Raw genomic sequence first — 20,906 nt, 5'->3', positions numbered from 1 at the left:
GCGTTTTTCAGACCGCCGTTGCCGTCGGTAGAGCTTGCCGGTTTAGGCGTTGCGCTTGTTCATGGCTTTGCTCAGCCAGCTGATGCCAGCGGCCAGGGCAAGGCCGCCCACCACTTTCTGGGTGGTGCTCAGCTTGCCTAGCTGGCCCGCGGCCGAGTCGCCGAAGTTTTTCAGCTGACCGTTCAGGCCGCCCAGCAGGTTGCTGGCTTTACCTTGGATGGAAGATTCCTGCGGCTGCTGCTGGCCTTGCGAAGCGTTGGTAGCGGTGCCTTTGAAGTCGGGAGTGTTTGGAGTAGCCATGATATACGGGGTATGAGGGTTCGACCATACGCCGGCTTTGCACCGGCTGTCGGATCAACTATTCGTAAAACCCGGCGCGCAGGTTACACCCAACGGTCTATTCCTCAGAACTACGCCGGTTTCCTGAAGCGGCTCTACCCTACCACATCAGGCCGGTCGTGCCCGGCCGAAGTATGCCCGGCGCTGCCCCGGCCGGCACCAGCCAGCGGCGGCACGCCCAGCATAGCGGCGTAAGCGGCAGCGTCCCGGGCACCGGCTTCGCGGGCTTCCACTTCGAAGCGGTTGGCGAAGTAGCCGACCCGCGCCGACTCCACCAGGTACTGCCACAAAAAGCGCAGCAAGCCGCGTTCCTGCACCTGCCGGATGTGGCACATCTCGTGCGCCACCCACGACGGTTCCCGCAGAAATTGCTCCCGCGTAACGCCGCTCAGGTGAATGGTGCGGCCCAGTACCATGGCCACGTTCGGCTGCCGCAGTTTCCAGCGGGCGATGCGCGCCCAGGGCGAGTGTTCGACAATGCGGGGAAGCTCCACCGTACGAGCTAATTGAAAGACAACAGGATACGAACCGTGCTGGCAAAGGTTGGCAAGCTCAGCAATACTTTTCGAGCAAGTTTTAGAATAAAAACAGGAAAATCCGCCATTTTTCGGCTAAAAGCTTGGACCGGGAATAGTTGGCGGCTAGCTTTACCCTATCGGCCCGGATAGAATCTTTCCAAACCGATTGCACAGAATCTCTTTTTAACCTTCTCCAACCGCCTCACTTAGAGAAGAAAAGTACGCCACCCGGTCTCACCAGGCCGCCGCTCGGGAGCGGAACCAACACCCACACGACGGACAATGAAGAACACCCTTTTGTATTGCCTCGCCGCTGTTTCACTGGCTCTTTCTTTTTTCTTTGACTACGCTCCTGCCGAAGGGCAGGCGGCACTGCCAGCCGGCTCGCCGGCCCTTGCCGAAGCTTCGCTTTTCTCCCTCGCCAGCGAGGGCAATGACCCGGGCAGTAACCCCTTCCGCGATTCGCTGAATGTCGGTTTCTACTCCCAGACCCTCGGCATCCGCGCCGACTACAACGAAGACGCTTCCCTGCTGCGCACCATTTCCGAATGGATCGGGACGCCTTACCGCTTCGGCTCGAACAGCAAGAGCGGCACCGACTGCTCCGGCTTCGTCACCCGCGTGTTTAAGGAAGTGTACGGCATCAGCCTTGTGCACAGCTCCCGCTCCATGTTTTCCAACGCCAAGCGCGTTGCCAAGGACGAGATGAAGACCGGCGACCTGGTGTTTTTCCGCCGCGGCCCGGGCCAGCCCATCTACCACGTGGGCATTTACCTGAAGGACGGCAAGTTTGCCCACTCGGCCACCAACGGCGGCGTGATGGTCAGCTCGCTGGAGCAGCCTTACTACCACCGGAATTTCTACGCGGCCGGCCGCGTCCTCAGCGAGTAAGCTTCTCTCAACAGCTTCTGCCAAGCCCCTGCCCTTCCGGCCGGGGCTTTTTGTTTGGGGCCAAATATTGCGTTTGATAACTATTTTGGCGCGAAACAGTATAGCACGGCAGTTGCCGGCCGCTCCCTGGTTGGCGTTTTCCGTGTGTTTCTCTCTTCCCATACATACCCATGGCTACTTCCAAACCCGACGGCGAGCGTATTGCGTCGTCGCCCTTGTTTAAGGGCTTTCTGCACAAGGCAGAAGGCTATCTGCGGCAGCCGCTGCGCATCAAGCAGCTCCTGAACGAAGCCTACCAGAAGGCCAGCGACAAAAAGGATATTGGACACCTGGCGCACGAGGCCTGGGAAAGCATGCAGACGCTGTTCCGCCTCGTGAAGTTCGCGGCGTCGGGCGAGTACACCGGCATTCCGACGCCCACGGTGCTGGCCGCCGTGGCCGTGCTTATCTACTTCCTCAGCCCGATTGACCTCGTTCCCGACTTTATTCCGGTGGTGGGCCTGCTTGATGATGTGGCGCTGATGGCGTGGTTCACGAGCACGCTCAAAACGGAGATGGACAAGTTCGCGGACTGGGAAAAGACCCGACCGCAAAACATCGTTGTGGCCAGCATGCCCTTCAAGCCGTCTGCGGAATCGGCCAAGAAAGGCCCCGTAACGCGGCAACTGATGCCCACCACCACCGATTCGCCGGTGGAGAAGGCTGAGCATAGCGTAACGAGTGGTCCGTTCGTGGAATCGGGCGAGTCGGCGAAGAAAGCGGGCCTGACGGACCTGCCCGGCGGCTCCAGCCCCGATCCGGCTAACCAATCAGACGCCCCAGCCCACCACCCCGAAATCGACATCAAACCGAACCCCAACGTCACGGGCGCCAGCATTTCCGGCAGCCGCGACCCGCGCCTGAGCGACGGCCGCGGCGGCGACACGGGCGGCAATGTTCGCTAGCCCTCCAGCCATTTAATAATGGCTCGACAGCACAACGGCCCGCTTCTCTCCGTGGAGAGAAGCGGGCCGTTGGCGTTTTTCAGTTGAGGCGGCTGTCGCTGGCCGGAATTAGCGCGCTTTGGAGCCCCCCAGATGCGAGGCCACGTAGCGCACGAAGTCGCGCACGGTGTTCAGCGGCACCTCGTCGGGAATGGTGATGTGAAAGCGACGCTCAAGCTCTAGGATAATATCCACGACGTCGACGGTATCGAAGCCCAATTCGCGGCTCAGGTTGCTGGAAACACGCAGGCGGGTGGGCTTAATAGCCTTGCGCTTGCTGATGATGCGGAGCACTTGCTGTTCGATGTTGGTGCTGCCTGGGGTAGTAGTCGTTCGGGTTAACATGGCTGTTGAAACGACGGTGAACGGTAAAAGAGAGAAAGATTGCCCGGTGAACCCCGACGCACGGCCGGTGGCCGTAGGTCGGAGTCGCCCCGGGCGAAAAAGGTTGCATGGCATATCGCAAAGCCGCCCGGTTGGCGTCCTTGGGCCCGCGCGGCGGATGCGGCGTCACCGATCAGTAACGCCGCATCCGTCCGGAGCTTGTGTGGCGGGGCTTAATATTCGGCGAGAATGGGCGGCCGGGCGGCTTCTATTTCCTCTTCGTCGGCTACCGGCTGTACGCCCGCATCGGGGTCTTTGCCGGTGACCTTGCCCTTCAGGGTTTCGCTGAGCAGGTACATCACCGGCACCACCACCAGCGTGATGACCGTGGCGAAAACCAGACCGAAAATGATGGTCCAGGCCAGCGGGCCCCAGAACACCACCGACTCACCGCCGATGAAGAAATTGGGGCTGAACGAGTTGAACATCTCGTAGAAGTCCACGTTCAGGCCGATGGCCAGCGGAATCAGGCCCAGCGTAGCGGCCGTGGCCGTCAGGATAACCGGGTTCAGGCGGGTGCGGCCGGCCAGCACGATGGCCTCCCGCAGGGGCATGCCCTGGGAACGGAGGATATCGGTGAATTCAACCAGCAGAATCCCGTTTTTCACCACGATACCGGCCAGGGCGATGATGCCCACCCCCGTCATCACGATGCTGATGTTCATGCCCGTGATGGCCAGGCCCCAGAACACGCCGGCAATGGAGAACAGCACCTCGGAAAGGATGATGACCGGCTTGCTGAACGAATTGAACTGCACTACCAGGATCAGGAAGATCAGGGCCAGGGCACCGAGGCCGGCTACCGGCAGGAAATCGGAGGTTTCCTTCTGGTCTTCCTGCGCGCCACCCATCTTAATGGTATAGCCGGGCGGCGTGGGGTAGGCTTTCAGCGCCGTCTCGATGTTGCGCACCACGTCGGGGCCGGTGAAGCCCGACAGCACGTTCGAAGAGATGGTGATGACGCGCTTCACGTCCTTGCGCTTGATGCCGCCGTAGGTGGTGCTGTACTTCACATCGGCTACCGACGAAATCGGCACCTGGCGCATCTGGCCAGTGGCGTCGCGGAAGGTCAGCGGCGAGTTCAGAATGGCGTCCACGTCTTCGCGGTAGGGCTTGGCGTAGCGCACCTGAATGGGGTACTCGTCGTCGGGCGTCTTGAATTTGCTCGCCTCGTAGCCGTAAATGGCCGTACGCACTTCCATGCCGATCTGCGCCGTGCTGATGCCCTCGCGGTTGGCGCGGGTACGGTCGATGTTGACGGCAATTTCGGGGTTGCGGTCTTCCAGGTTGGAGCGCAGCTGCTCGATGCCGCCGATGTTTTTCGAGTTGACGTAGCGGATAACGTCCTTCGACAGCGCGGCCAGCTTCGGGTAGTCGTCGCCGGCTACCTCGATGGCAATTTCCTTGCCCGTGGGCGGGCCGCTCGATTCCTGGTCCACCGAAATCTCGGTGCCCGGAATGCCTTTCACCACCTCGCGGATTTTGTCCATGTAGGTGCGGGTGCTCGGGCCTTCCCGCTCGCTCATTTCCTTAAAGGCCACGGCCACCTTGGCCAGGTGCGACTGCGACACGCCCGTCGCCGTGGCTTCGCCCGGGTCGCCGGCCCCAATGGCCACGTTGGTGATGACCGATTCCACGTCGGGGTTGCTGCGGCCGATGACGCCGTAGATGCGGCGCTCCAGGATGCGGGCCACCGAGTCGGTGACTTCTACCCGGGTGCCCACCGGCATTTTCAGGTAGGTGTACACGAATTTCGGGTCGCCCTTGGGGAAGAAATCCACCTTGGGGCTGCGCATGCCCACGGCCACGAACGAACCGATGAAAAGCACCACCACGCCGAGCATCACCAGAGCCGGATGCCCAATGGCCCAGCGCACCAGGTTGGCGTAACCATCCATGAAGCGCGGCAGGGCCTTGGTCTGGAACCAAGCAATCATGTGCACGAACACGAACTTGTCGAGCAGGGCGAAGATGATCAGGAACAGGAACAGGTTGCCGACGAAGGGCGAGCCGAACGCGTACCCCAGCAGGGCCACCAGCAGCATCACGCCCAATCCGATGAGGAAGCCTTTGGTCAGCTTGGGCTTGCGGGCGTCCTCGGCGTGGTGGTCTTCGCGCTCCATGAACGACACGGCAAACACCGGGTTCATGATGAAGGCCACGATGAGCGAGGACATCAGGGTCAGGATCAACGTGACGGGCAGGTAGAACATGAAACTACCCACGATGCCCGGCCAGAACATCAGCGGCACGAAGGGGGCCACGGTGGTCAGTGTACCGGCCAGTACCGGCACAAATACCTCACCGGCGGCAAACTTGGCGGCTTGCGCGGTAGTCAGGTTCGGGTGCTCGTGCAACAGGCGGTGGGTATTTTCGATAACCACGATGGCGTCATCGACCACGATGCCCAGCGCCAGCAGGAAGGCGAAGAGCACAATCATGTTCAGGGCGAAGCCGAACATGGGCAGCACCAGGAAGGCCAGGAACATGGACAGCGGCACCGACAAACCCACGAACAGGGCGTTGGTGGTGCCCATGAAGAACATCAGAATCACCGTTACCAGGATGAAGCCGATGATGATGGTGTTGATCAGGTCGTGCAGCGTCACGCGGGTGTCGTTCGACGTGTCGCCGGTGATGGTGATGCGCAGGTCGCTGGATTGCCCCTTTTTCGAATCTTCCACCAGCGCCTTGATCTTATCGGAGGCGTCGATGAGGTTTTCGCCCTGGCGCTTAATCACGTTGAGCGTAATCGAGGGCTTGCCGTCGAGGCGGGCGTAGGATTCGCGGTCCTTGAAAGCGTCCTCTACGGTGGCAATGTCGCCGAGGCGAATAGCCTGGCCGCTCAGGTTCTTCACCTGGATGTTGGCAATGTCGGCGGCGTTAACGTACTGACCGGCCACGCGTACGGCACGCTTCTGGTCGCCCACGTCCACCGAGCCGCCCGAGATGGTGATGTTCTCGCGGGCAATGGCCCCTTCGATGTCCGTGAAGCCCAGACGCGCGGCGCGCAGCTTGTAGAGGTCCACGTCCACGTTCACCTGCTGCTCCAGGGCGCCGATGATGTCGACGCGGGTAATTTCGGGCAGGGCCTCGATCTTATCCTGGAAGTCGTCGGCGAGTTTCTTGAGCTGGCTGGCCGGCAGGTTGCCGGCCAGGTTGATCTGCATGATGGGCAGCTCCGAGAGGTTCACCTCCTGCACGGTGGGCGGGGTGGGCAGGTCGTTGGGCAGCTCGTTGCCGGCCTTGTCGACGGCGTCCTTGATGAGCTGCTTGGCGTACTGCACGTCCACGCCGGAGTTGAACTCCACGTCCACGATGCAGTAGTCCTGGTTGGAGGTGGAGTTGATTTTCTTCACCCCGTTCACCGACTTGATTTCCTTCTCCAGCTGGCGCGTCACCAGGTTTTCGATGTCCGTGGGCGAGGTGCCGGGGTACACCGTGGCCACGATGATGCGCGGAATGACGATATCCGGGAATTTCTCCTTGCCCAGCTTGATGTAGGAGAAGATACCCGCCACGCACAACAGGAGCGTGATGATGTAAATGCTGGTCTTGTTATTAATGGACCAACTGGTGGGTCCAAACTCTTTTTCGATATCCTGCATGGGAGGTCGGAAGCTAGGATGAGAGACGTTTCGGGCCGCGCAGGGCAATAGCCGCCGCGGGCCAAAGTCCGCAGCTTTTCCGGCACCGGGCCGGACCTTGCGCTAAGCGCCTGCTTACCCGGCCTTGCCGGCAAGAGCCACCGTCTGGCCCTCGTTGAGGTTCTGATAACCCGCGGATATCACCTGGTCGTTCGTGTTCAGGCCGCTGGTGATTTCCGTGCGCCCGTTGTAGGTGGCGCCGATCTGTACCACGCGCTTGGCGGCAATCTTCTTGCCGCCTTTGTCCTCTACCACAAACACGTAGCTGTTCTCTTCGTCTTTCTGAATCAGGTCAACCGGGAGTACCGTCGTGCTGTTTTTGTTGTAGTTCTGGATGCGCACGGTCGCCACCATGTTGGGGCGCAGCTGCTGGGCCTGGGAGCCACTCAGGCGCAGCTCCACCGAGAAGGTACGGCTGGCCGGGTTGATGATGCGGCTTACGGTGCGCACCGTCGAGGGCAGATTGGTAGCCCCCAAGTCCGGAATATCCACCAGGGCCTTGTCGCCGGCCTTGATGTTGCTGGCGTAGTTTTCCGAGATGTCGGCAATCAGCTTACCGCCCGAGCCGCTCAGCAGGCGCACCACCGGCACACCGGGGTTGCCCATCTCGCCCACCTTGGCCGGCACCTCATCGACGGTGCCGCTGAACGGGGCCACCACGTTGTACATGGCGCGCTGCTGCTGCTGCGTGGCCAGGCTGCGCTGCAGGGCTTCGTAGTTGTTCTTGGCTTGCAGGTACTGGATTTCGGTGCCGATCTGCTGTTTCCAGAGGCGGTCCTGCTTTTCGTACACGGTGCGGGCCAGGTCGAGGCGGGTGCGCAGCTCGGCAATACCGGATTCGAGCACGGCCGCGTCCTGCGTGGCAATCACCTGACCTTTGCTTACCCGGTCGCCGCGCTGCACGCGGATGCTGGTGAGCACGCCCGGCACGCGGGGCGACACGTTGGCGTTTTCGTCAAATTCGGCGCGGCCCTGCACTTCCAGGTAGCTGGTGAAGCTTTCAGGCTGCACGCTGATAACCGATACGGGCGCAGCGGCGACCTCCGTGGCAGTGGCCGGCCCGGCTTTGGCTTCCAACTCGGCAATCTTGGCGGCGTTGGTGGCTTGTTCCTGCTTGAGCTTGGCCAGCTCGGCTTGGGGGTCTTTCTCGCCGCCGCAGCTGGCCAGCAGCGCCAGCGCCAGCAGGGCAGCCGAAGTCGTCGATTTCATGGTACGGGTAGCGAAAAACAGCGAGCGGGGCTCAGCAAAACGGTTCATGGTGCGGGGAGCGGAGGGTAGCTTGGTCATAAGGAGTACAGGCTAACCGCCTTATTTGGCCGGGGTGAGGGCCCCCGAAGCTTTGTTGAAATCGACTTTGGCGACGAGCACGTCGTAGAGGGCCGAGTAGTAATTGGTCTGGGCCTGGCGCAGGTCCGTTTCGGCCGTAATCACCTCCAGGTTCGAGCCAACGCCCTCCTGGAACTTGATCTTGGCGACGCGGGCCACGTTGGTCGCCAGCTCGAGGTTGGCCTTCTGGTTGGCCAGCACGTCCAGGCCGTTTTGCAGGGTGGTCTGCGTTTGGGCGCGCTCCAGGTCGATGCCCTGCTGCAGGGTGGTGAAGCCGCGCTCCACCTGCTCCAGCGCCAGCTTGCCCTGGTCGATGCTGTACTTCTTGCGGAAGCCGTCGAACACGGGGATGCTCAGCTGCAGGCCCACGTTGCCGAAGCCAAACCAGTTCTGGTTGATGAAGCCGGCCTCGGAACGGGAGCTGGGGCCCCGGAACTGCATCAGGCCGCGCAGCCGGGGGTCGGAGCCGATGAAACCGTAGGAAGCCACCGCGTTCAGGGTGGGCAGGTAGCCGGCGCGGCGGTTGCGCACGTCGAGCTTGGCCAGGTCGCGCTGGGTTTCCAGCACCGAATACTCGATGCGGCGGCTGTAGTCAAACTCTTGGCCGGCTTCGCTGGCGAGGCGGGTGCGCTCGGCTTCCGCGTCGAGCACGGCCCCGTCGAGGCGGTCGGTCAGCTCCACGGGCTGGCGCTGGTCGAGGCCCATCTGAAACTTGAGCAGGGCCACGCTCAGCTCCACCAGGCGCTGGGCGTTCTGCTGTTCGATCTTAAGGTTGTTGACCTGCACCTGCAGGCGGTCGACGTCGAGCTTTTCCACGAAGCCTTCCTTAAAGGTCTGCTGGGTCTGGTAGAGCAGCGTGTCGAGGCGCTGCACGTTGCGGGCCAGCAGCTGCAGCTGCTCGCGGGCCACCAGCGTGCTGTAGTAGGCTTTCGACACTTGCTCGGCAACTTCAATTTCGCTTTGCTGGGTTTGCTTGACCGACAGCGCCTCGTAGACCTTGGCGGCCTTGAGGCCCAGCAGGTAGGAGCCGTTGAACAGCATCTGCGAGGCCTGGGCGGAGGTATTGCCCTGCCAGCGCAGGCCGAAGGCAATCGGCGTCGGGCCGGTGGCGGGCAGCGGCGTGTAGGTGGGCGACAGCGTCACCGTTTCGCCCTGCTGGGCACGGTTGATCTGGTCCTGCGTGAGGGTAGTACCGCTGAGCACGCCCTGGCCGCCGGCCACGCTGCTGAAGTCGACCAGCGACTTCTGCAGCTTGTAGTTGTCGGTCACGGAGGCCGCTACGTTGACCTGGGGCAGGCCGGCGGAGCGGATTTCGCCGACGCGGGCCTGCGCCACGCGCTCGTTGATGCGGGTGGCCTGCAGGCTCGATTTGTTTTGCAGGGCGTAGTCGATGGCCTGCTGCAGGCTCAGCGGCATGGGCGTGCTGGTAGCCACGGGCTGCCCGGTAGAGGGCGTTTGAGCCAGCAGCTCGTGCAGACCCAGAAAGCCCAAGGCTGCCACGAGCAGCAATAGGCGAAACGCTTTAGTCATAGCGAAAAGATTGGGTATTGAGAGCGGGGGTGGATTATTCAGCTTCCGTCACCTGACGGTACTGGTTGATCAGGCGGTGCCCCTTCAGGGTGCAGATGCCAAAGAGAAAGTGCTCGACGGTGGCCGTGTGCAGGCGGTGCAGTTCAAACTGCCGGGGCGGGAAGATGCGGCCGTCGAACATGAGTTCGATTTCGGCCAGCCGCAGCCGGGCCAGCACGTCCACGTCGAGGTCGGCGCGGAACAGGCCCTCGTCAATGCCGCGGCGCAGGTTCTCGGTTATCTTGTTAAGAATGAACGTGTTCTTGTGCTGCTCAAACAGTGCCCATGCTTCGGGGTAATACTTCTGCAGTTCGTGGAAGATGCTCGGGTGCACGTTGGCGAGCATCGTCTTGTGCCACTGCATCAGGTTGTAGCTTTCTTCCAGCGCGTTGGTCCCGCTGGCAAACACCATTTCACAGTCCGATTCTTCCTTGACCAGGTGTTGCTGCAGGGTGGCCAGCACGATCTGGTCTTTGTTATCGAACCACTTGTAGAGGGTCTTTTTCGACATGCCGAGCTGGGCGGCAATGTCATCCATCGAAACGCTGCGGATGCCGTTGCGCATGAACAGCTCGACGGCTGTCTGCAGTATCCGGTCCTTGATTTCCATACTCACGCCACAAAGGTACAGCGGAAACTTTTGATGAACCCAAAGTTTCCAGTAGTTTTTTTGCTGACATAATCATGTGGTACAAGGTTCCCAAAGCCGCTTTACGCGCACAGACGCAGCGGCCGCCCGGATACTTTACCGGCCGCGCGGAATTTTTATCACCCCGCCCGTGGCCCCACGGGGCTCGGCGCTACCTTGTACCTTGCGCCTCCCCGTTTCATTCTTTCACTACCTCTCCCCGCTCATGCGCATCCGTACCGGCTTCGGCTACGACGTTCACCAGCTGCAGCCCGGCCTCCCCTTCTGGCTCGGTGGCATTCAGCTCGACCACACCCACGGCGCCCTCGGCCACTCCGACGCCGACGTGCTCATCCACGTCATCTGCGACGCGCTGCTGGGCGCGGCCAACCTGCGCGACATCGGCTTCCACTTCCCCGACACCGACCCGCAATACAAGGGCATCGACAGCAAGCGGCTGCTGAGCGAAGTGGCGCGCCTGCTTCACGAACGCGGCTACCAGATCGGCAACATCGACTCGACCATTTGCCTGGAGGCGCCCAAGGTAAACCCGTACATTCCGGAAATGCAGCGCGTGCTGGCCGCCGTGATGGGCATCGAGCCCGACGACGTGAGCATCAAGGCCACCACCACCGAGAAGCTGGGCTTCGTGGGCCGGCGCGAGGGCGTGGCGGCGTACGCGTCGGTGCTCATCGTGAAACCGTAAACACGTACTGACCGCAACCCTTGGGGCTTGAGCCCGTCTTTGCCGCGGCCCCTAGCCATTTCCTCACCAAACCCAACCCGCACCGCCGCTGCGGTGCCCGCTTTGTATGTCGTATAAATTCATGCCCGTGCTGCTGGCCGCGGCCCTGTTGGCCGGGCCGGCCCTGGCCCAGGACGGCCCTGGCAAGCAGAAAGTCAAGGTTAAGCGCAAAAACAAGGACAAGACCGAAGCGCCCGCCGCGCCGGCCCCCGCCGCCGAGCAGCCCACGCGCCAGGCCCCACTGCCCCTGGACAACGCCCGCACCTACGCCGAAAGCATCACCCAGGCCGACCTGCGCCAGCACCTCTCGGTGCTGGCCTCCGACGCGTACGAGGGCCGCGAAACCGGCGAGAAGGGCCAGAAAATGGCGGCCGACTACCTTGCCAACCGCTTCAAGGAGCTGGACCTGGTGGGCCCGGTGCCAAACTCCGACAACCCCTACCTGCAGCACTTCACGATGGTGCGCAGCTCCTGGGCTCCGGAAAAGATCAGCCTGCGCGTGGGCAGCAAATCTTACAAGTGGCTGACGGATTTCTACGCCATCGGCACGTCGCCCTTCGACGCGGCCACCACCATGCGGCCCGTGTTCGTGGGCTACGGTATTTCGGAAGCCGGCCGCTGGGACGATTACGCGGGCCTCGACGTGAAGGGCAAGGACCTGATCATCATGGCCGGGGAGCCCAGCGACGCGGCGGGCAAGCCCCTGCTGTCGGCCGATGGGCAGCCCACCAAGTGGGGCAGCAACTTCCGCAGCAAGGCCGCCGTGGCGCTGGAAAAAGGCGCCCGCAGCGTGTTTTTCGTGGACCACGACGCAGCCAGCTTCCGCAGCGGCATGAGCACCCAGGCCGCGCGCTACAGCCGGCCGAGCATTGCCTTTGCCGACAAGCTGCAGGGCAAGCTGGTGTCGTTCTACGTTTCGCCGGAGCTGGGCTACCAGCTGCTGGGTACCACGGCCGCTGGCTGGCGCAGCTACGCGGCGGCGGCCAACAAGGCCGGCAAGCCCACCAAGGCCACTTTCAAGCCCGCTAGCTTTACGCTGCAGGCCCCGCAGCAGCGCAGTTCCTTCACCACGGAAAACGTGCTGGGCTACCTGGAGGGCACCGACAAGAAAGATGAAGTGCTGGTGGTATCCGCCCACTACGACCACATCGGCGTCATCGACGGGGAAGTGCACAACGGGGCCGACGACGACGGCTCGGGCACGGTGTCGGTGCTGGAAATGGCCGAGGCGTTTGTGCAGGCCAAGCGCGCCGGCCACGGCCCGCGCCGCAGCATCCTATTCCTGACGGTGACCGGCGAGGAAAAAGGACTGCTCGGCTCGGAGTACTACACCGACCACCCCATCTTCCCGCTGGAGCGCACCGTGGCCGACCTGAACATCGACATGGTGGGCCGCACCGACAAGGAGCACGAAGGCCAGCCCGACTACGTGTACGTCATCGGCTCGGACAAGCTCAGCTCCGAGCTGCACCGCATCGTACTGAACGTGAACGAGCAGTACACCGGTCTCGACCTGGACTTCCGCTTCAACGACCCCGGCGACCCGAACCGCTTCTACTACCGCTCCGACCACTACAACTTCGCCAAGCACAAGGTCCCGGTGGCTTTCTTCTTCAACGGCGTGCACGCCGATTACCACGGCCCCAAGGACGAGGTAGATAAGATTGAGTTTCCAAAAATGGAGAAGCGCGCCCGGCTGGTGTACTACGCCGCCTGGGAGCTGGCCAACCGCGAGCAGCGCATCGTGGTGGACTCCAACAAACCGTAACGGAGGTGCTGAATGGCTGCCTGGCCGACGGGCCGATGGTTCTGCTTTGAACCATCGGCCCGTCGGCCAGGCAGCCATTTACCCATGTATGCTGATGCTAAAAACTCTACTCCCCGGGCTGGCGCTGGCCGCTGCCATTCTCGGCAGCAGCCCGGCGGCCCAGGCCCAGGCCAAGGTCAAAGTGAAGACCAAGCGCCACGCGGACCCGGCGGCCCTGGCAGCGGCGGACCACGCCACTCCCTACGCCGCCACCATCACCGCGGCCGACCTGCGCCAGCACCTTTCCGTGCTGGCTTCGGATGCCTACGAAGGCCGCGCCACCGGCGAAAAAGGCCAGAAAATGGCGGCTGAGTACCTGACCCGGCAGCTGGCCGCGCTGGGCCTCACCAGCCCGGCGGCGGGCGGCGTATCGGCCTACCGGCAGCCTTTCGGTGTGGTGCGCTTTGCCCCGGACGGGCCGGGCCGGCTGCGCCTCACCGGCACCAGTCAGACTTTTGAGGCCGGCCGCGACTTCGTGGGCTTCGGCCCCTCCCCTTTCCGCACCGACACCAAGGCTGAGCCGGTTTTCGCGGGCTTCGGCATCGAAACCGAGCAGTACAACGACTACGCGGGCCTCGACGTGCAGGGCAAGGACGTCATCGTACTGCAGGGCGAGCCGACGGACGGGCGCGGGCACTTCCTGCTCTCCGGCTCCAAGCAGGAATCGGAGTGGAGCACGGCCTTCCGCAAGGCCGCCTGGGCCCGCGACAAGGGCGCCCGCAGCATCCTGATGCTCACCTTCGCGCCGCGCGCTTCCTTTGCCCCCATGGCCGAAAGCATGGGCGCGGCCCTCACCGAGCCCAGCTACGAGCTGACCGCCCCGGTCCGGCAGCCCGTCACCGGCTTCATGCTCACCGACGCGCCGCCCGCCGGCCTGGCCAGCTTCCTGACGTCGCTGGACCTGGGCGCGGCCTTGCTCGGCACCACGCCCGATGCGCTGGGCCAGTACGTCATCGGCAGCTACCAGGCCCGGCAGCCCCCGCAGGCACCGTTCACGCCCAAGCCGTTCACCGTGCGGGTGCCGCAGCAGCGCACCGAGCTGGCCTCCGAAAACGTGCTGGGCTACCTGGAGGGCACCGACAAGAAGGACGAGGTACTGGTCATCTCGGCCCACTACGACCACGTCGGGATTCAGAACGACACCATCTACAACGGGGCCGACGACGACGGCTCGGGCACCTCGGCGGTGCTGGAGCTGGCGCAGGCGTTCAGCCAGGCCAAAGCCGCGGGCCGCGGGCCGCGGCGCAGCATCCTGTTTCTGCTCAACGCCGGCGAGGAGCGCGGCCTGCTCGGCTCCGATTTCTACACCGGTCACCCTGCCGTGCCGCTCGCCCAGACGGTGGCTGACCTGAACATCGACATGATCGGCCGTACCGACCCGCGCCACAAGCCCGCCGACCGCTACCTCTACCTGATCGGCTCGGACAAGCTCAGCTCCGAGCTGCACGCGCTGAGCGAAGCCGCCAACGCCCGCTATGCGCAGCTGCAGCTCGACTACTTCTACAACGACCCCAACGACGCCGAGAAACTCTACTACCGCTCCGACCACTACAACTTCGCCCGCCACGGCATCCCAGTCATCTTCTACACCAGCGGCCTGCACGCCGACTACCACAAGGCCACCGACGACGTGGAGAAGATTGAGTTCGATAAGCTCGCTGACCGCGCCCGGCTCGTGTTCTACACGGCCTGGGAGCTGGCCAACCGCGAACAACGGCCCGTGGTCGACTCGAACAAGCCCTAAGCCGCCGGGCCCATCCCATCGAGCACTTGCGCGGCGGCGGCCGTAAGCGGGATGCCAATGCCCTGAAAGAACTGCAGCAGGTCGCGTTCGGCGGCCGGCGAAGGCAAGGTCAGGTAGTACCGCTCGTCGCCGGATAAGTGCAGCTCGACTTTGGCGCGGCGCAGGAAACCTTCGGGCCGGTACCCGGCTTGCAGTAAGGCAGTATATTCGTATTGGCTGGTCTGGATTACCTTGATGGCAAAGTGAGCCGGGTAGAGCACCAGCCGCAGGCTTAAGCTGTTGTGGGAGTGCACCGGCAAAAACCCCAGCAGCACAGACCGGCGGTCAATTCGATCCACCGGGACGGCAAAGCCTTCGGCGGGCAGCGGCTGGGGTATGCGAGGTAGCGCCATAGGTACATCCGCCAGGGCGGATTCGTTTTCAGGTAATTGACCCTATGATTTCTTCTGGTAAAGCTGCGCAGTTTCTGACCGACTCCGACTCGAAAGCCTTCGATCTGGAGCACCGGCGCAAGATTCGCTTCAACATCGGCAAGTACAACGCCGCCGTGCAGACGGGCCTGGGCTGGTACCGCGACCATGAGCTGGCCCGCTCCCGCGCGGCTTACCGCAAGGCGCAGATCGTCAACAACCTCGACCAGTACCTGCTGCAATGGGAGGAAAACTTCACCCGGCGCGGTGGCAAGGTTATCTGGGCGCAGGACGCCAAGGAAGCCCTGGTGGAAATCGGCAAGATTGTGGCGCGCAAGCGGGCCCGCACCGTGGTGAAGGCCAAGAGCATGACCACCGAGGAAATCCACCTCAACCACTTCCTGGAGCAGAACGGGGTAGAGTCGGTGGAAACGGCCCTGGGCGAGTACATCGTGCAGCTCAACGGCGAGCGGCCCTACCACATCGTGACGCCGGCCATGCACCTCTCCAAGAAGGACATTGCCGACATCTTCGTCAAGCACCTCAAGATCGAGCCCACCGACGACGCGCAGAAGCTGGTGTATACGGCCCGCAAGCTGCTGCGCGGCAAGTACACCTCGGCCGAAATCGGCATCACCGGGGGCAACTTCCTGGTGGCCGACGTGGGCGGGGTGGCCGTGACCGAAAACGAGGGCAACGCCCGTCTCTCGGCCACTTTTCCGCGCACGCACATTGCGGTGGTAGGCATCGAGAAGCTCATTCCGACCCTGCAGGACCTGGATTTGTTCTGGCCCCTGCTCAGCACCAGCGGCACCGGTCAGCAGCTCACGGTGTACAACACGGTGTACCTGGGCCCGCGCCAGCCGCTGGAAAAAGACGGCCCCGACGAGATGTACGTGGTGCTGCTGGACAACGGGCGCACCAACCTGCTGGCCCAGCCCGACAAGCGCGAGGCGTTGCAATGCATCCGCTGCGGCGCCTGCCTGAACGTGTGCCCGGTGTACAAGAACATTGGCGGCCACACCTACGAGGCCACGTATTCGGGACCCATCGGCTCGGTCATCACGCCGCACCTGGCGGGCTTCGAAGACAACAAGCACCTGAGCTACGCCTCCTCGCTGTGCGGGGCTTGCTCCTCGGTGTGCCCCGTGCGCATTCCCATTCACAACATCCTGCTGCTCAACCGGCAGCAGGCCGTCAAGGAGCACTTGAACGACCGGGACGAAGCCCGCGGCATTAAGCTGTGGCTGTACGGCATGAAGCACCGCTGGACCTGGGGCGTGGCGCCCACCGCGGCCAAGAACTGGGTGCTCGACCGCCTGCTGGGCCAAGTAGGCTGGAGCAAACGCCGCGAGGCCATGCAGCTGGCGCCGAAGTCGTTTCGGCAGCAGTGGAAGGAGCGCCCGAAAAAGTAACCCCTCGAAAAAGGCCGGAAGCAGTTCCGGCCTTTTTCATACCGGCCTAGCGGGGCTTAGTTCGCGGCCTAGTGCATCAGCATGGCCGTGACGGCGGTGGCCACCGGGCCTTTCAGCGCCGGCGTCAGCGTGGGCTGCACCCACACCCGGCCGCGGCCCATCAGTTCCACCGCGGCTACCACCGAGCCGTTGGCGCGCACGAACTCGTAGCCGATGGGCACACCGAAGGGCAAGGTCATGGGCTTCCCGTCGCGGCGCAGCAGCTGCGCGATGGGGCGCACCTGCAGCACCGAGTCGCCGCTGGCAAGCGTGCCACGGGCAAACTGCGGCCGGTCGCCAAGCTGGTTTTTGCTTTCGAGCACCAAGTGCCAGGTGGGCTGGTCCGGGGCCTGGATGACGATGCTGTACAGCTCCTCGCTGAACAACGTCACCCCGATGCTGCTGTTGGGGCCAGGCGCTAGGCGCAGGTCGTCGCTGTGCGAATAGAAGGCGCACTGCGCCTGCCAGGCCGTGCCGCCCACCGGCTGCATGACGAACGAGCTTTTCTGCCTGGCGCGGGTCTGATCAAACCACACCGGGGCCGGTAGCCAGCGGCCGGTGTTGCCCCAGGTCCACGACGAGGTGCCGAACCAGCCCTTCTTGACCTGGGCGGTGGCAAACTCGCCGAACTGGTAGCTGGGCCGGAAGCCTTGCTTGCCGGTCACGGGCAGCGGCTGCGCCGCGGAAAGGGCTGCCGGCACCTGCATCGACACGCGGCTGGTGGAGCAGCTGGCCAGCGCCAGCAGGGCCCCGCCCATAAGAAGCTGCCGCAGCGGCAGCACGGAGGTCAGTAGACTGATCATCAGAAAGTAGCGTAACGCGTACCGGGGCAAAGCTAAGCGGCTGACGCGCGCGGCCCATCACATCTTCGGGGTTGCGCCGCAACGTCCCAACAGTGTGCCGACCACGCCGTAGAACGTTGTAAGCTCAGCTACGCGGCTTCGTCTGTTTTCTGATTATGTGGGAGTTATTTTTACGCGGTATCGTCCTGGTGGCAGGTATGGCGCTGGTGGTCCTGACGCTGTCGGCCGCCATTCGGTCGTTTGTACTGCCCCGCAACGAGTCGGTGCTCATCAACAACTGGCTGTTTCGCGGCATGCGTTACCTCTTTGAGGCCCTGGCCACGCGGGGCGCCACCTACGCCCGCCGCGACCGGGTGTTGGCGCTCTACGCGCCGGTTTCGCTGGTGGCGCTACCCATCTTCTGGCTGACGCTGATTTCGGGGGCCTACACGGGCATGTTCTGGGCCCTCGACGAAGGCAACTGGTTTCGCTGCTACCGCATCAGCAACAGCTCCCTGCTCACGCTCGGTTCGGAAGAGCCCACCCACGGCGTGGCGGCCACGGCCCTGTCGTACTCCGAGGCGGGACTGGGTCTGTTGCTGCTCACCCTGCTGATTTCCTACCTGCCGACCATCTACCAGTCGTTCTCGCGGCGGGAGCTGGTGGTGGCCCGGCTGGAGCTGCGGGCCGGCGCGCCCAGCTCGGCCCCGGCGCTGGTGGCGTGGCTGAACCGCAGCGGCAGCCTGCTCGACGACGAGGACCAATGGCTGCGCTGGGAGGAATGGTTCGTGGAAATCGAGGAAAGCCACACGTCCCTGCCCATCCTGTCGTTTTTCCGCTCGCCGCAGCCGGGCCGCTCCTGGGTAACGGCCGCCGGCATCATCCTCGACGCCGCTGCCCTCATCATCAGCGCGGTGCAGCAACCCCGCAGCCCCCAGCTGGAACTCAGCTTCAAGGCCGGCTGCATTGCCCTGAACCGGGTGTACCGCTTCTTCGATACCCGGGCCCGCAGCCGCCCCACCGATCTGGTGAACACCTTGACCGACGCCACCCAGTCCGCCGACGAGACCCGCCACGCGTTCGAGCACGCCTGCGCGCAGCTGGCCGCCGCCGGGCTGGCCATCCACCCCGACCACGCCGCCGCTTGGCAGCAGTATCAGGAGCTGCGCAGCCGCTACCGCGAGGCCCTGGAGTTTATGGCGAAGCTTGTTGTGGCCCCCGAAGTCAAGGCCCTCCAGGAAGGCTGAGGCCCGCGGCGGCCCCTCCTGCTGCCCGCTTCATGGGCAACGGAGGGGCCGCCGCGGGCCTCAGCCTTGCGGCCGTTTGCCTGGCATTGGTCGTTAAGCCCTGTCGGCTAGGCTTCCGGCTGATCCGGCAGGATCTGGATGTCCTGTACCAGGACTTTCTGCTCGATCTGCCGCGCCCGGGGCGTATTGGCCAGGCCGCCCAGGGCCGTTTCCTTGTAGCGCGTTTCCATGCTCTCCCCAACTTCGCCCAGGGCCGCTACGCACTGATCGACGGGAATGACGGGGTCGACGCCGGCAATGGCAATCTGCGCCGAGGAGAAGGCAATGGCCGAAGCCGAGGCGTTGCGCACCACGCAGGGCACTTCCACCAAGCCAGCTACCGGGTCGCAGACCAGGCCGAGCATGCACTGAATGGTAATAGCCACGGCCGCAAAGGCCTGTTCCACCGGCCCTCCCAGGCAGTACACAATGGCCCCGGCGCCCATGGCCGCTGCCGAGCCGGTTTCGGCCTGACAGCCGCCCACGGCCCCGGCGAGCGAAGCGTTCTGCTCAATAATCAGCGCGATGCCCGCTGCCACCAGCAAGCCTTCTAGAATCGTGCGGTCCTCGAGCTTGTGCAGTTCCTGCAGGGTGGTGAGGATGCCCGGCAGGATGCCCGAAGCGCCGGCCGTGGGCGCAGCCACCACCCGGCCCATGCAGGAATTCACCTCCTTGGCCCCGAGGGCGCGGGTGACGAGCATCTTGAACTCGGGCGAGAGAACCGTGACAGGCGAGGCGGCCACTTTTTTGGCCCCGTTCTTAATCATGCCCGAGCGCGAGGTCATGTCCTCGCGCAGCCCGGTGTGCACCGCGTCGCGCATCACGTCGTAGGCGCGCTGCAGGCCGTCCCATATTTCTTCTTCGGAGCGGCCTTTCTGCTCCATTTCGTAGGTCAGCACGGGCTGCCAGAGGGCTTCGCCGGTACGGTCGCAGTGCTGCTGCCAGGAAGCAAAATCGGTGAATAACAGGGACATGATCGGGCGGGAAAAGGAAAAAGGGTCAGGGAAAAAGCGCGCTGGTTCCCAAGGCTTGAAACGCAAGCCCGCGGGCCGTGGTGCCGAAAAGGCCGGCGAATTTCGGGATTTCCGCCGCATTAGGCTTTGTAGCCGCCTGGGCGCTGCCGGAGGAGTGGCCGGGCGGGGGTTTAGCCGGCAGCGTTTACCTTGCCGGCCTCATCCGCTTTGCCATGTCTGCCCCCTTTACGTTCAGCACCGACGCCGCCCTGCTCGACGTCAAACTCATCCACGACTTCCTGAGCAACCGTTCGTACTGGGCGCCGGGCATCGGCCGCGAGCTGGTGGAGCGCTCCATCCGTCATTCCTTGTGCTTCGGCGCGTACGCCGCCGACGGGCGGCAGGCCGCCTTTGCCCGCGTGGTATCGGACCACGCCACCTTCGCCTACCTCTGCGACGTGTTCGTGCTGGAAGAATTTCGCGGGCAGGGCCTGAGCAAGCAGCTGATGCAGCACATCATGGCCCACCCCGAGCTGCAGGGGCTGCGCCGCTGGATGCTCGGCACCCGCGACGCGCACACCCTCTACGAGCAGTTCGGCTTCACGCCGATGGCCAACCCGGCGCGCTTCATGGAAAACGCCCGGCTGGACCCGTACCGGGAAGTGGGCGCCGCTCAGTAGGTCCTCAGCACCATGCGCTGGCCGTGGCTGAGCTGGTGGCACTTCCGGCAAAGCAACAGCACGCGTCGGGGCAACCAAGCCCGCTGCCGCAACACTGATTTTCGGGCACAAAAAAACCGCCGGGGCAGTACGCCCCCGGCGGCTCATTGCGCGGCGCGCAGGCTTAGCCCGGCACCTGCTCGTTTTCGCCCACCAGCTTCACGGCGGCCGAATTGATGCAGTAGCGCAGGCCGGTGGGCGGCGGGCCGTCGGGGAAAACGTGGCCCTGGTGGGCGTCGCACACGCTGCAGAGTACCTCCACGCGCGTCATGCCGTAGCTGTTGTCCTTCTTGAACTTCAGTACGTTGTCCTTGACCGGCTCCGTGAAGCTGGGCCAGCCCGTGCCCGACTCGAACTTGGTGCGCGAGTCGTAGCAGGGCGTACCGCAGCACACGCAGGCGTACAGACCCGGGTCGTGGGCTTCGCAGTACTCGCCGGTGAAGGCGCGCTCGGTGCCGTGCTCCCGCGTGACGCGGAACTGCTCGGGGGTGAGCTGCTCGCGCCATTCGGCAGTGGTTTTCTCGACGCGGCGGTCGGGGGCGGGGGAGCCGTTATTGGCAAGGCGGATGACGTCGGCCCAGGTTTGCATATGCATCAGGTTTTGAAGGCGTGGAAAGCTTGGGATTGATAGCAACGGTTTTGGGGGGCCGGCGGTTTAACAACCCTTCGTACGGGGCGGCCCCGCCGGCACCTGCCTCAGCCCGGCCGAGCCCCATCCAGC

18 protein-coding genes and 1 pseudogene are annotated in these 20,906 nt (G+C 63.7%); 8 read left to right on the top strand and 11 right to left on the bottom strand.

Annotated features, from left to right (window positions below; genetic code table 11):
• Positions 1 to 42: 42 nt before the first annotated feature.
• Entirely contained in the window at positions 43 to 300 is a 258-nt protein-coding gene (locus ACYVKQ_RS05905) for a hypothetical protein (protein WP_460576618.1), read from the bottom strand.
• Between the two features lie 134 nt (positions 301 to 434).
• The gene (locus tag ACYVKQ_RS05900; RefSeq protein WP_460576614.1) at positions 435 to 833 is read right to left on the bottom strand and encodes a hypothetical protein; all 399 of its coding nucleotides are present in this window, start codon (positions 831 to 833) and stop codon (positions 435 to 437) included.
• A gap of 306 nt (positions 834 to 1,139) precedes the next feature.
• Between ACYVKQ_RS05900 and ACYVKQ_RS05895 the strand changes: the two genes are divergently transcribed.
• Together ACYVKQ_RS05895 and ACYVKQ_RS05890 are read left to right on the top strand one after the other, a co-directional pair.
• On the top strand, positions 1,140 to 1,748 hold the full coding sequence (locus tag ACYVKQ_RS05895) for a C40 family peptidase (protein ID WP_460576610.1): 609 nt from the start codon (positions 1,140 to 1,142) through the stop codon (positions 1,746 to 1,748).
• Between the two features lie 422 nt (positions 1,749 to 2,170).
• Positions 2,171 to 2,272 (top strand): annotated as a pseudogene (locus ACYVKQ_RS05890) (YkvA family protein); the annotation flags it as partial.
• Positions 2,273 to 2,800: 528 nt separating this feature from the next.
• Here ACYVKQ_RS05890 and ACYVKQ_RS05885 read toward each other — a convergent pair.
• The 5 genes from ACYVKQ_RS05885 to ACYVKQ_RS05865 form a co-directional block, all read right to left on the bottom strand.
• Complete coding sequence (locus ACYVKQ_RS05885) at positions 2,801 to 3,076, bottom strand: acyl carrier protein (RefSeq protein WP_460576608.1); 276 nt, start codon at positions 3,074 to 3,076, stop codon at positions 2,801 to 2,803.
• 212 nt (positions 3,077 to 3,288) lie between these two features.
• Positions 3,289 to 6,723, bottom strand: a complete 3,435-nt coding sequence (locus ACYVKQ_RS05880) for an efflux RND transporter permease subunit (protein WP_460576606.1) — start codon at positions 6,721 to 6,723, stop codon at positions 3,289 to 3,291.
• A gap of 114 nt (positions 6,724 to 6,837) precedes the next feature.
• A complete protein-coding gene (locus ACYVKQ_RS05875) occupies positions 6,838 to 8,019 on the bottom strand; it encodes an efflux RND transporter periplasmic adaptor subunit (RefSeq protein ID WP_460576604.1) in 1,182 nt (393 codons plus the stop codon).
• A 51-nt stretch (positions 8,020 to 8,070) separates the two neighbouring features.
• Complete coding sequence (locus tag ACYVKQ_RS05870) at positions 8,071 to 9,618, bottom strand: TolC family protein (protein ID WP_460576602.1); 1,548 nt, start codon at positions 9,616 to 9,618, stop codon at positions 8,071 to 8,073.
• A gap of 34 nt (positions 9,619 to 9,652) precedes the next feature.
• A complete protein-coding gene (locus ACYVKQ_RS05865) occupies positions 9,653 to 10,267 on the bottom strand; it encodes a TetR/AcrR family transcriptional regulator (RefSeq protein WP_460576598.1) in 615 nt (204 codons plus the stop codon).
• A 244-nt stretch (positions 10,268 to 10,511) separates the two neighbouring features.
• On the opposite strand from ACYVKQ_RS05865, the gene ispF reads away from it, so the two are divergent.
• The 3 genes from ispF to ACYVKQ_RS05850 all read left to right on the top strand — a co-directional run bounded on the left by ispF (position 10,512) and on the right by ACYVKQ_RS05850 (position 14,581).
• A complete protein-coding gene (gene ispF / locus ACYVKQ_RS05860; protein ID WP_460576597.1) occupies positions 10,512 to 10,991 on the top strand; it encodes a 2-C-methyl-D-erythritol 2,4-cyclodiphosphate synthase in 480 nt (159 codons plus the stop codon).
• 106 nt (positions 10,992 to 11,097) lie between these two features.
• Positions 11,098 to 12,798 (top strand): M28 family peptidase, encoded by a 1,701-nt coding sequence (locus ACYVKQ_RS05855; RefSeq protein ID WP_460576595.1) that lies wholly within the window; start codon positions 11,098 to 11,100, stop codon positions 12,796 to 12,798.
• A 94-nt stretch (positions 12,799 to 12,892) separates the two neighbouring features.
• On the top strand, positions 12,893 to 14,581 hold the full coding sequence (locus tag ACYVKQ_RS05850) for a M28 family peptidase (RefSeq protein ID WP_460576593.1): 1,689 nt from the start codon (positions 12,893 to 12,895) through the stop codon (positions 14,579 to 14,581).
• Here the strand turns inward: ACYVKQ_RS05850 and ACYVKQ_RS05845 are convergent.
• Entirely contained in the window at positions 14,578 to 14,973 is a 396-nt protein-coding gene (locus ACYVKQ_RS05845) for a hypothetical protein (protein WP_460576591.1), read from the bottom strand. The two genes, ACYVKQ_RS05850 and ACYVKQ_RS05845, sit on opposite strands and share 4 nt — an antisense overlap.
• Positions 14,974 to 15,017: 44 nt before the next feature.
• Here ACYVKQ_RS05845 and ACYVKQ_RS05840 point away from each other — a divergent pair, with 44 nt between their 5' ends.
• Positions 15,018 to 16,406, top strand: coding sequence for a lactate utilization protein B (locus ACYVKQ_RS05840; RefSeq protein ID WP_460576589.1), 1,389 nt, complete (start codon positions 15,018 to 15,020; stop codon positions 16,404 to 16,406).
• A 68-nt stretch (positions 16,407 to 16,474) separates the two neighbouring features.
• Here the strand turns inward: ACYVKQ_RS05840 and ACYVKQ_RS05835 are convergent, their stop codons facing one another.
• On the bottom strand, positions 16,475 to 17,248 hold the full coding sequence (locus ACYVKQ_RS05835) for a hypothetical protein (protein ID WP_460576587.1): 774 nt from the start codon (positions 17,246 to 17,248) through the stop codon (positions 16,475 to 16,477).
• A gap of 155 nt (positions 17,249 to 17,403) precedes the next feature.
• Here ACYVKQ_RS05835 and ACYVKQ_RS05830 point away from each other — a divergent pair, with 155 nt between their 5' ends.
• The gene (locus ACYVKQ_RS05830; protein ID WP_460576585.1) at positions 17,404 to 18,474 is read left to right on the top strand and encodes a hypothetical protein; all 1,071 of its coding nucleotides are present in this window, start codon (positions 17,404 to 17,406) and stop codon (positions 18,472 to 18,474) included.
• Between the two features lie 107 nt (positions 18,475 to 18,581).
• On the opposite strand, the gene sdaAA is transcribed toward ACYVKQ_RS05830, so the two are convergent.
• A complete protein-coding gene (sdaAA, locus tag ACYVKQ_RS05825) occupies positions 18,582 to 19,487 on the bottom strand; it encodes an L-serine ammonia-lyase, iron-sulfur-dependent, subunit alpha (protein ID WP_460576583.1) in 906 nt (301 codons plus the stop codon).
• 212 nt (positions 19,488 to 19,699) lie between these two features.
• On the opposite strand from sdaAA, the gene ACYVKQ_RS05820 reads away from it, so the two are divergent.
• Positions 19,700 to 20,146: a GNAT family N-acetyltransferase gene (locus ACYVKQ_RS05820; protein ID WP_460576581.1), complete on the top strand. Its 447-nt coding sequence runs from the start codon at positions 19,700 to 19,702 to the stop codon at positions 20,144 to 20,146.
• Between the two features lie 163 nt (positions 20,147 to 20,309).
• On the opposite strand, the gene msrB is transcribed toward ACYVKQ_RS05820, so the two are convergent.
• The gene (gene msrB / locus ACYVKQ_RS05815; protein WP_460576579.1) at positions 20,310 to 20,774 is read right to left on the bottom strand and encodes a peptide-methionine (R)-S-oxide reductase MsrB; all 465 of its coding nucleotides are present in this window, start codon (positions 20,772 to 20,774) and stop codon (positions 20,310 to 20,312) included.
• Positions 20,775 to 20,906 lie beyond the last annotated feature (132 nt).

Source organism: Hymenobacter coalescens (genome assembly GCF_054783195.1).
Note: the sequence above shows the minus strand (reverse complement) of the source record. Positions and strands in the feature narration are given on the sequence as shown.